The sequence below is a fragment of the Segeticoccus rhizosphaerae genome (assembly GCF_009192725.1).
Lineage (GTDB): Bacteria > Actinomycetota > Actinomycetes > Actinomycetales > Dermatophilaceae > Segeticoccus > Segeticoccus rhizosphaerae.
Window position 1 is genome coordinate 23,259 of the sequence record NZ_VOHR01000010.1, and the last position, 9,646, is coordinate 32,904.

Below are 9,646 nucleotides of genomic sequence, written 5' to 3' on the forward strand. Positions count from 1 at the left end.
GGCGTCTACATGAACGGTGCGTCATCGGCGTCCTCCTCGCCCCCGGCGCCCCGCTTCTTGCCGGCCCGGAGTCCGACACCTACCCCGAGGCCGCCGACCACCACGACCACGATCAGCACGATGAGCCACGTCGGGACGCCGCCCGAGCTCGAGGGTGCCTGCGAGCCGGACGTGCCCTGGGACGCAACGGTCGCGCCAGGTGTGGAAGCGGCTGCTGGCTCGGGACCGGGCTGCAGCTGCGTCATCTGCAACCAGTTGGTGCTGATCGGCGAGCCGGTCGGCCCGGATGGTGACGGCTGGTAGTTGTGCCAGGTGTCGGTCCGGGTCAAGTTGTAGCTGTTGGCGTAGATGAGGGGGATGTACGGCAGATCTTTCATGGCGATCTGCTCCGCTTGGTGCAGCAGCGAGACGCGCTTGGGGAAGTTTCGCTCTCGAAGTGCCTTCCCAGTGAGCTTGTCGTAATCCGGGTTGCAGTAGTACGAGTCGCTCCACACGCTGCCGCAGTTGAGCACCGAGAAGTCGAAGTCCGGAGTCGGGTCTCCGATCCACGCCCAGTAGAACGCGTCGAAGTCCGGCGCGTACTTGCCGCGCGCCCCCGGTGCGTAGATCTTGTTGTTCAGCGCGTCTTCGCTGACGATGGACAAGTTGATCTTGATGCCGATCTGGTCGGCCCAGGCGACGACGCGGCGCATCGCGTTCTGGCCGGGCTGGTCGTCGGTGCGCACGTACAGCGTGAACTCGGCCTTGGCGCCGCTCTTCGTGCACGGCCTGCTCGAGCAGTCCCACCCGCCCTCGGTGAGGACCTGCTTGGCCTTGGCTTGGCTGAACTGGTAGCCGATGGTGGGGTCGTTGCTCCAGTCCTTGTAGTACTCCTTGTAGTACGGCGAGATGATGCCGTGGGCAGGCAGGTTCTGACCGGCATACACGGTTTGGGCCAGGTTCTTCCGGTCGATGCCGTAGGCCAGCGCCTCCCGGATGGCGTGGTCCTGCACCACCTTGGTGTTCACGTCCTTGCCAGGGCCGCTGCACCCGCCCGCCCCGCGCGGTGGGCACGAGTTGAACGCGATCTCGGAGAAGCCGGGGGCCACCCCGCTCCATTGCCGAATGTCTTTGGACTTCTTGAGCAGCGTGGTCCACCTGGTGTTACCACCGACGATCATGTCGAGGTTGCCGCCCTGCAGGTCGCGAAGTTCGCTGTCCTCGTTGCCGTAGAAGGTGACCAGGATTCGCTTCATCGCGGGCTTCTGGCCGCGGAAGTGCGGATTGGCCGTCAGCACCGTAGTGCCGCGCTTGTCGAAGGAGGTGATCTGGAACGGCGCGGTGGTCACCGACGGCAGCGGCAGCTGGATCTTGTCGAGCTTCTTGACTGGATACTTGTCAAAGACGTGCTTGGGCAGGATCGGCACGAAGATGCTGGAGATCCGTACGTCTGGGGACGATAGTTGCAGCCTCACGGTCGTGGGGTCGGGAGCGTCGATGCTCTTCATGTGCACGAGGTAGGCGTTCATGACGTTGGTTTTGTTCTGGTGCACGGACCGGTAGGTCCAGACCACGTCAGCCGCGGTGAACGGGACTCCGTCCGACCACTGGATGCCACTGTGCAGCTTGAACGTCCACGTCTTTCCATCCGGCGAGACCTTGTACGACTTCGCCAGCGAGTGGGCGAAGTCGGGCTGCAGGTCGGAGGTCTTGTAGTTAAGCAGCATGTCGTAGGTGAGCGACGTGACGTCGTAGGCGATGTCGTTCTGCTCGTTGAACGGGTTGACACTGTCGACGGGCTGCGCGCCGCCGATGCGGTAGTCCGTCTGCGTGGCAGCCGTTGCCAGTTGTGCCGGGACGATCATGCTCAGGGTCGCCATCGCGGCGGCGGCGCCCGCGGCCACCAAAGCCCGGATGCTGTGGCGGGTCATCGTTGTGCTCCTTGGCCGAGGTGGCTGTCGAACCAGTCCAGTACCCGCTGGTGGCGGTCGATCCGGCGGTCGATGCGTCCGGTTGCCTGCATGAGATGACTCTCCTCGGGATAGATGACGTACTCGACTGGACGGCGCAGTGTCCGCAACGCGACAAACAGCTGCTCGTTGTCCGATGCTGGGCAGGTGCGGTCGTCCGCGCCCTGCAGCATCAACAAGGGGGTGTGAATGGCCGCGACATTGCGCAACGGAGAGGCGGCCCAGAGCCGCTCGACACCGGCGGCCGAGAGCGGGTCACCCAGGCCCGAGGATCGGCAGAAGGCGGGCCCGGTGTCGCACCCTGCCCAGGCGGACACCTGGTTGGTGACGCCGTTCTCGCTCACTGCGGCGGCGAACCGGTCCGTGATCCCGATCAGCCACTGGGTCAGGAAGCCGCCGTAGGACAGGCCGATCACCCCGAGCCGGCCCGCCTCGGCCAGTCCGGCAGCGACCAGCCCGTCGCACACCGCGAGCGCATCGGTGGCGTCCACGCGCCCCCAGGCCCCGCGCAGGGGGGCAACCCAGGCCGGTCCCCGATCGATGGACCCGCGGATGTTGGGCATGGCAACCCGGTAGCCGGCCGAGGCCAGCAGCAGCGCCTCGACCGGCGGGACCACGCCCCATTGCCCGGTGGGACCGCCGTGCAGCGCCAGCACCGTGCCCTTCATGGGGACTTTGTCGACCGGGTGCAGTAGGTGGACGGTGATCGGGCCTGCCGGCCCGGCGAATTCACGTCTCTCCCACTGTGGGCGGTGGTATTCGTCCAGCCACGCACCGTGGCGGGTGATCCGGCGCACGTCGCCCTCGAGCGCGTAGACGTCCGGGGCTTGGGCTCCGGTGCCCAGGCTGAGGATCGCCACCTGCCGGGTTCCGTCCTGCGCGACGGCCCCACACACTCCCTGCCCGGGATACAGCGGCGTGCCGGTCTGCGTCCGCGACGGCATCGTCGAGCCGCGCCAGCTCGAGGTGGTGATGTCGAACGCGTCGTCGAGTTCGAGTTGCCACTCGTGCAAGTCAGTCTCGTCACCGAGCAGGCCGGTCCAGCGCGGGAGCTGGTCCTCGCCGCCGAGCGGGGTGAGCTTTCCATCGTCGGCGACCTCGTACCAGCGCGCGGGCTCGTCGTCCGGCCTGTGGGCAGACGGGTGCCCCAGCACTCGCAGCCGTCGACCCTGCACGTGATACCGCTCCACCCCGCTGGGAAGGCTCGTGAGCTGGCGGGTTGCCGGACCGCCGTCAGTGTCGGAGTCGAGGCGGTGGACCTGTGGGGAGGGGTGCAGGTCCGCGTCGACGTGGGTGTCGGCCAGAAAATGGACGCGATCCAGGTCGTCAACCCTGGGGCGGGCGGCCGACCATGTCCCGTGCGTGAGCCTGCGCGTGGGTCCGCCGTCCAGCGGGACACGATGCAGGTGCCGAGGGTGCAGACGCAGGCCATGATGGCCGTCGCCGTCGCTCCTCCAATCGATCGTGGTCAACCGCAGCGCGGTGGCCCGGTCCTCGACGCTGATTCCCGGGGCCCGATAGACGGACGCAGAGTCGGTGTCCTCGGCCAACACGATCAGTGCCGACTCATCAGCGCTCCAGGCCAAGCCATGGGCGCCACGCCCGAAGTCGGTGAGCCTTCTCGGCAGCCCGTCAGGCTCCGGTAGATCCAGCACGTAAGCCTGTGCGTACCCGGATTCATCCGTGCGTAGGAACGCCAGCCGGGCTCCGGACGGACTGACAGTCGGCTCGTGGTCATGGTGAGCACCAGATGTCAGGGGGCGAGCCGGCCCGCCGTCGTAGGGGAGGGCCCACAACTCAGTGCGCTCCGTCCCGCAGACCACCCGACGCAGGGTGTAGACGATCAGGTCGCCTGCGATGACGAGCTGTCCGGGGACTTCTTGCTCCACCAGGCAGGGAGGCGTGAACAGGCCCCCTGTGATCGAACTCGCTGCCAGTGCCACGCGACGCCTCCACGCCTTCGTCGATGACCGTTGTCCATCCTGTCCCATCCCGTTGGATGCGCCATTCCAGACAAGAACGCGTGTTGATAATACTGATTCCGACGCGTAGTTTTCGTCAAGTGCAGATTTCCGACACGCTGTACGCCTTGGACCGGCAGATCATCGCAGCCCTCCAAGTCAATGCCCGCGCCAGCTTTCCCGCGATCGCGTCGGCGCTGCGTGAGCAGGAACGCACCGTCGCCCGCCGCGCCCAACGGCTTTTGGACACCGGTGCAGTCCGCCTGACCGCCTTCGTCGACGAATTGAAGACCGGCTTGGGCCAGCCGGTCTCTCTGCGTATCTCCGTGCGGCCCGGGTCCACCGACGCGGTCGCAGACGCGCTCTCCGCCCGCCCCGACACTCGGGCTGTGATGGCCGTGACCGGCGACGCCGACATCTGCTGTGAACTCGTCGCTGCCGACAAGCCGACGCTGCACCGGGTCCTGAACACCGACCTGCCAGCGATCACCGGACTGCGCCACACCCGCACCTACGCGGTGCTGCATCACGTGAAGCCCACCTCCGCATGGCAGCTGCCGGTGCTGACCAGCGCGCAGACGCGGCTCTTGCGGCGTCCTCGGGCACGCAGCCAGGACGGAGGGCGGCTGCAGCTGTCGTCAGACGACCTGGAATTGCTCGAAGCGCTACGCGGCAATGCTCGGTGCAGCTACGTGGATCTCGCCGGCCAACTCGGAGTCACCGCCACGACAGTCCGGCGTCGCCTGGACCGAATGCTGACTTCCGGCGCCGTGTCGCTACGGGCCTCCGTCGAGCCGGAGCTGCTCGGACTGCGGATCGAGGCCGACGTGTGGTTGCGGGTTCGACCAGACTCGATCGCCAAGACCGCCGCACAGCTCGCCCGCCGCAGCGAAGTCACCTACTGCGGGGTCGTCACCGGAAGCTACGGGCTCGAGCTGATCTTGGCGCTGCCTGACCTCGACCAGTTGCACAGCTTCATCGCCGACGTCATCGCAGCCCAGCCCGCCGTCCTCGACAGCGAACCCACGCTGGTGACACGAACCTACAAGCGCGGTTACCTGCGGACCAGCTGACCACAGCCCGAGTTGGTCCTTGCAGCCGGTATGCCGCTCTGCCAGTTGGCCCCGCCGACTATTCCGCGAGCGCCTGATCGCCCAAAATCTCCTTGACTGCCTGATCGATAAACTCGGTGTCGGGAGAATTCGCGCCGATACCGGCGAAGTGGCCCCAGACCCCCGGGATTTCCCGGAACTCGCTCCCCTTGATGAACTCACCAGCCCGCTGGTCCTCTTCCGGAGCGAAGTACCGGTCCTCGTGGGCCGGCATCTGGATCAGTCGCGCCTTGATGGCGCCAAGCGCCTTCTTGGTGTCCCCGTTGAACCCCGTGGTCTTGCCGACATCACCGTGCTTCCAGGTCCACGCCATCGCCAGCAGGTTGTTGGCGTCGCGGCCGAGGAAGTGGCCTTCCCAGAAGCCCACCAGGAAGTCATCCAGAGTCGCGAACCCCAGTTGGCGCCACTGCTCGTCCCAGTAGAACTGTGCCGACAGGCCCCAACCCGAGTACACCCGAGCAAAGGCGCGGAGCCCGACGTCAGGCTGCCGCTCGTACCATCCGTTGTTCCACGCAGCGTCCGCCGTGAGCGCCGCCTCCAGGGAGTTCAGGAAGACCACGTTGTTCGGAGACGTCTTGGACGACCCGCAGAAGGGGATCAGTCCGTCCATCATGTCGGGGTACTGCACTCCCCACTGGTACGTCTGCCCGGCGCCCATGGACCAGCCGAGAACCAGCCGCAGGTGCTCGATGCCGAGGTGCTCGGTGACCAATTGGTGCTGGGCCCTGACGTTGTCGTAAAACGTGCAATTCGGAAACCGCGGGCCGTTGCGTGGCTTCGGCGTATTGCTCGGGGATGATGATTCGCCGTTCCCGAACAGGGCCGGGATGATGATGAAGTACTTGGTCGGATCCAGCCCCATGCCTTCACCGACCAGCCAGAAGTTGTCCTCGATGAACCCCGAGAACCAGGTCGGGTAGACGATCGCATTACTCTTCTCTGCGTTGAGCTGACCGAAAGTCTTGTATGCCAACTTCGCCGACCCAAGGGTCATGCCGGACTGCAGCTCAAAGCTCCCGAGCTCGTAGGTATCGTAATCGCCACTCATTATTGATCCTTCCGGTCGCTGACCACGCGCAGGGAACGGGGCTGCTCGAGCACGGGGCCGCGGGGTTGAGTATGAGCATCGTGCGGCTCCCTGGTGGCGTCAAGGCCCGTCACGACGCTCGAGCAGCTGCTGTCCGTTCCGCCGATCGGCAGATTCGCGGCAGCGTGTCTGGCATAGTCTTGAGACATGCCGCAGACGCCGCGCACGTTCGATGACAGGACGCTCGAACACGCTTGCCGCACAGCCCGGCTGGAGCTCGAGCCAGACCGACGCGCAAATCTCGGGGCACTCATGGAGGCCGTCTACGGCCTGATCGACGCGATGGATGTCGTGGATCTGGCCGAGACACCCCCGGCGACCGCCTTCGACCCCCGGTGGGAGTGAACACGTGCAGCCCTACGAGCTGAGCCTGACCGAGGCTGCCGAGCAGATCCGGTCCAGGCAGCTCTCGCCCGTCGAGCTCGTGGACTCCTGTCTGGCCCGGTTGGACGCGGTGGAGCCGAGCATCTCGGCGTTCGCCACCGTCACCGCCGACCGAGCGCGCGCCGCGGCCACCGCCGCCGAGCGCGACATCGCCGGTGGCGACTACCGCGGTCCGCTGCACGGAATACCAGTGGGCATCAAGGACCTGTACGACGTCGAAGGCGTGCCCTGCACTTCCAGCTCACGAGTGCGAGCCGGAAGGGTCCCGACCGCTGACAGCGCGGTCGTGGAGCGGCTGCGCCGCGCGGGCATGGTGTTGCTCGGCAACACCCACACCCATGAGTTCGCGTACGGCGCGATCACCCCGACGACCCGAAACCCGTGGAACACCGACCGCATCCCCGGCGGCTCCAGCGGCGGCTCCGGTGCCGCCGTCGCCGCAGGCGTCTGCACGGTCGCGATGGGCACCGACACCGCGGGATCCATTCGCATCCCCTCGGCACTGTGCGGCACGGTCGGACTCAAGCCGACCTACGGACGGGTGTCACGGCGCGGGATCACGCCCCTGTCCTGGTCGCTGGACCACGCCGGGCCGCTGACCCGCGACGTCTCCGACGCGGCGCTGGTACTGGCTGCGACCGCCGGCCACGACCGCGCCGACCCCGCCAGTCTCGACGTCCCAGTGCCGGACTACCTGGCGACCCTCGACCACGGCATCGACGGGCTCCGGGTGGGCGTCCCGAGCAACTTCTACTTCGACCAGGTCTCCCCCGAGGTGGACCGTGCCGTGCGCGCCGCCCTCGCGGTCCTGGAGGGCGCCGGTGCCCGGTTGCGCGAGGTCACCATCCCTTATGCCGACCAGATCCTCAGCGCCGAATGGGCGATCATGCTGCCGGAGGCCAGCGCCTACCACCAACTCACCGTGCGTTCCTCGGCAGAGCTGTACCAGCCCGACGTCCGCGGTCTGCTCGAGGCCGGCGAGCTCGTCCTGGCCACCGACTACATCAAGGCACTACGCGTCCGCACGCTCATGCAACACGCATGGGAGACGATGTTCCAGGACATCGACATCCTCGTGACCCCCGGGATGCCGGTCGCCGCTCCCCTGGCCGGCGCCGAGACCCACCAGTGGCCGGACGGGACGACCGAGGACGTCACCACGATGCTCGTCCGGCTGACGTCACCGACGGACCTGACCGGACTGCCCACCCTCGCCATACCGGTGGGCTCCGACGCGGATGGTATGCCGTTGGGCATGCAGATCACGGGCCGCCCCTTCGACGAGCAAACCGTGCTGCGGGCCGGTCAGGCGTACCAGACCGCCTCCGACACAGTCGGTCAGATAGCGCGCGTCACCTGAGGTCGGAGGGCCCATGGTGCATCTCAGATTTCTGCGAGCCGATGAAGTCGCTGGTGACGTGTTCTCAGGCTCAGCGACACCGCACCGCAACGCTTCGGACTGAGAGGTGGGCACCTCGGCCAACCGGACTGATGCTGAGAACGATCGCACAGGCCTTCCCGCATGAGCCGGATCCGCCGATGGATGATCGTGAGTTCATCGCGATCGGACGTGGGCGGCACCTGATTCCCGATGTGGAACTCCGAGGCCGCACGAAGACCGCATGAGCAGCTAAGCATCGGTCTGCGCGGATGGTGCCCCCTGACTTCCGTAGTCCGGTCAGAACCGACCGGAGGTGGACCATGGGTCATCCGACATTCGCAGACGAGATGCCTCAGCCCGAGTGGATCGGGCCACTCGCATTCGCCAGGCAGCACCCAGACTCGGATGGGTCGGACCTGCTCCTGGGCGACACGTGGGGTCCGCGGGTCGACCAGTCCATCTTCTGGCGCCAAGACCCGCACGCCACCACGGGGACGCTGTGCGCCTTTGACCCGCTCTGGGATGAGTACACGGTCCTGGCCACCAACGTCGGTCGCGACCGCGCCCTCGATGCCTACCTGTCCGCGCTCAGAGACCCTCGCGCGAACACCGTCGAACGCTTGGCTGTCCTGGCCCGGCACCGGCAGCGACCCCGTCCGGTCCCGGTGGATGGAGCCTCCTGGGAGCCGCAGCTATGAGCCTCACCGGCCGGGTTGACGTTGAGCAGATCCGGGCGGCGCATCCGATCGAGGGCGTGGTGGCCGCCTCTGGGGTCGAGCTGATCCCTCGCGGCCGCGGCTACATGGCCTGTTGCCCGTTCCACGACGACTCGACCGCCTCGATGTCGGTGGGCGGCGTGCCGGGCCGGTTCCACTGCTTCGGTTGTGGCGCCGGCGGCGATGTCATCGACTTCGTCCGCCGCCAGCGCGGCCTCGGCTTCACCGAGGCCGTCCACGCCCTCGAACACGACTCCCCCGCTCCCCCGTTCCCGGCCCGTGTGCCGCGCAGCTCGCCCGCGCGCCGGTTCACCACGACGGCCGAGCGGGTCATCGAGATCAACGAGCTGGCCTGGCGCCATTTCACCACCGTTGGGGCGGTCGAGCGGGCTCGGGCCTACCTGCGTGACGAGCGCGGCATCGACGTCACGCATCTGCGGGGCGCGAGCGGCGGCGCACCCGTCGCCGGGTACGCGCCCGCAACCTGGACCGACCTGACCAGCCACCTGCGCACCCAGGGCGTGACGGACCAGGAGTTGCTCGACGCCGACCTCGCGCAGACCTCTCGGCAGGGTCGGGTGATCGACACCCTGCTCGACCGACTCGTCCTGCCGGTCCGGGACCCGAACGGACGGGTCCGCGGCTTCATCGGTCGCGACCTGACCGGCGACCGGCGAGCACCCAAGTACCGCAACCCGACCCGCACCCCCGCGTTCGACAAGGCCACCGTCCTCTACCGGCCCACCGTCCGCCAGCCGTCCCCCGACGCGACCGTGGTCATCGTCGAGGGCGCGCTCGACGCCCTGGCTCTCGCCGTCCACGCCGCCGTGAACGGCCAGAGCGAGCGGTTCGTGCCGTGCACCACCAGCGGCGTGACCGTCTCCCGCGCCCAAGCAGTGCAGGTACTCGCTCTGCACCCGCGTCCGCCGGTGATCGCGCTGGACGGCGACACCGCCGGCGCCGAGGGCACCGCCCGTTGGGTCCGCGCGCTCTGCCTGGACCGGCACCGACCCGCGCTGGTCACCCGCCTACCCCACGGCCTCGACCCCGCCGACT

General features: G+C 67.5%; 8 protein-coding genes. 5 read left to right on the forward strand and 3 right to left on the reverse strand.

Features of this window, described 5'->3' with window-relative positions:
• Window positions 1–5: 5 nt before the first annotated feature.
• Window positions 6–1,910, reverse strand: a complete 1,905-nt coding sequence (locus FRW57_RS01960) for an ABC transporter substrate-binding protein (RefSeq protein ID WP_137123327.1) — start codon at window positions 1,908–1,910, stop codon at window positions 6–8.
• The gene (locus tag FRW57_RS01965) at window positions 1,907–3,892 is read right to left on the reverse strand and encodes a S9 family peptidase (RefSeq protein WP_162308267.1); all 1,986 of its coding nucleotides are present in this window, start codon (window positions 3,890–3,892) and stop codon (window positions 1,907–1,909) included. Before FRW57_RS01965 ends, FRW57_RS01960 begins: the two co-directional genes overlap by 4 nt.
• Before the next feature lie 23 nt (window positions 3,893–3,915).
• Between FRW57_RS01965 and FRW57_RS01970 the strand changes: the two genes are divergently transcribed.
• Complete coding sequence (locus FRW57_RS01970) at window positions 3,916–4,983, forward strand: Lrp/AsnC family transcriptional regulator (protein WP_137123325.1); 1,068 nt, start codon at window positions 3,916–3,918, stop codon at window positions 4,981–4,983.
• Window positions 4,984–5,041: 58 nt separating this feature from the next.
• Here the strand turns inward: FRW57_RS01970 and FRW57_RS01975 are convergent, their stop codons facing one another.
• Window positions 5,042–6,070, reverse strand: a complete 1,029-nt coding sequence (locus FRW57_RS01975; RefSeq protein ID WP_137123324.1) for an alpha/beta fold hydrolase — start codon at window positions 6,068–6,070, stop codon at window positions 5,042–5,044.
• A 186-nt stretch (window positions 6,071–6,256) separates the two neighbouring features.
• On the opposite strand from FRW57_RS01975, the gene FRW57_RS01980 reads away from it, so the two are divergent.
• The 4 genes from FRW57_RS01980 to FRW57_RS01995 form a co-directional block, all read left to right on the forward strand.
• Window positions 6,257–6,454, forward strand: a complete 198-nt coding sequence (locus tag FRW57_RS01980) for a hypothetical protein (RefSeq protein WP_137123323.1) — start codon at window positions 6,257–6,259, stop codon at window positions 6,452–6,454.
• 4 nt (window positions 6,455–6,458) lie between these two features.
• Window positions 6,459–7,853: an amidase gene (locus FRW57_RS01985; protein ID WP_152185164.1), complete on the forward strand. Its 1,395-nt coding sequence runs from the start codon at window positions 6,459–6,461 to the stop codon at window positions 7,851–7,853.
• Between the two features lie 341 nt (window positions 7,854–8,194).
• Entirely contained in the window at window positions 8,195–8,572 is a 378-nt protein-coding gene (locus tag FRW57_RS01990) for a hypothetical protein (RefSeq protein ID WP_137123321.1), read from the forward strand.
• Window positions 8,569–9,646: CHC2 zinc finger domain-containing protein (locus FRW57_RS01995; RefSeq protein ID WP_203230182.1), on the forward strand; the 1,078-nt coding region annotated here is incomplete at its 3' end. The genes FRW57_RS01990 and FRW57_RS01995, both read left to right, overlap by 4 nt.

Excerpts from the sequence above, each read along its gene's own strand:
- FRW57_RS01990 (WP_137123321.1), top strand. The coding sequence starts at position 8,195 with ATGGGTCATCCGACATTCGCAGACGAGATGCCTCAGCCCGAGTGGATC.
- FRW57_RS01960 (WP_137123327.1), bottom strand. The coding sequence starts at position 1,910 with ATGACCCGCCACAGCATCCGGGCTTTGGTGGCCGCGGGCGCCGCCGCC.
- FRW57_RS01975 (WP_137123324.1), bottom strand. The coding sequence starts at position 6,070 with ATGAGTGGCGATTACGATACCTACGAGCTCGGGAGCTTTGAGCTGCAG.
- FRW57_RS01970 (WP_137123325.1), top strand. The coding sequence starts at position 3,916 with ATGACCGTTGTCCATCCTGTCCCATCCCGTTGGATGCGCCATTCCAGA.
- FRW57_RS01980 (WP_137123323.1), top strand. The coding sequence starts at position 6,257 with ATGCCGCAGACGCCGCGCACGTTCGATGACAGGACGCTCGAACACGCT.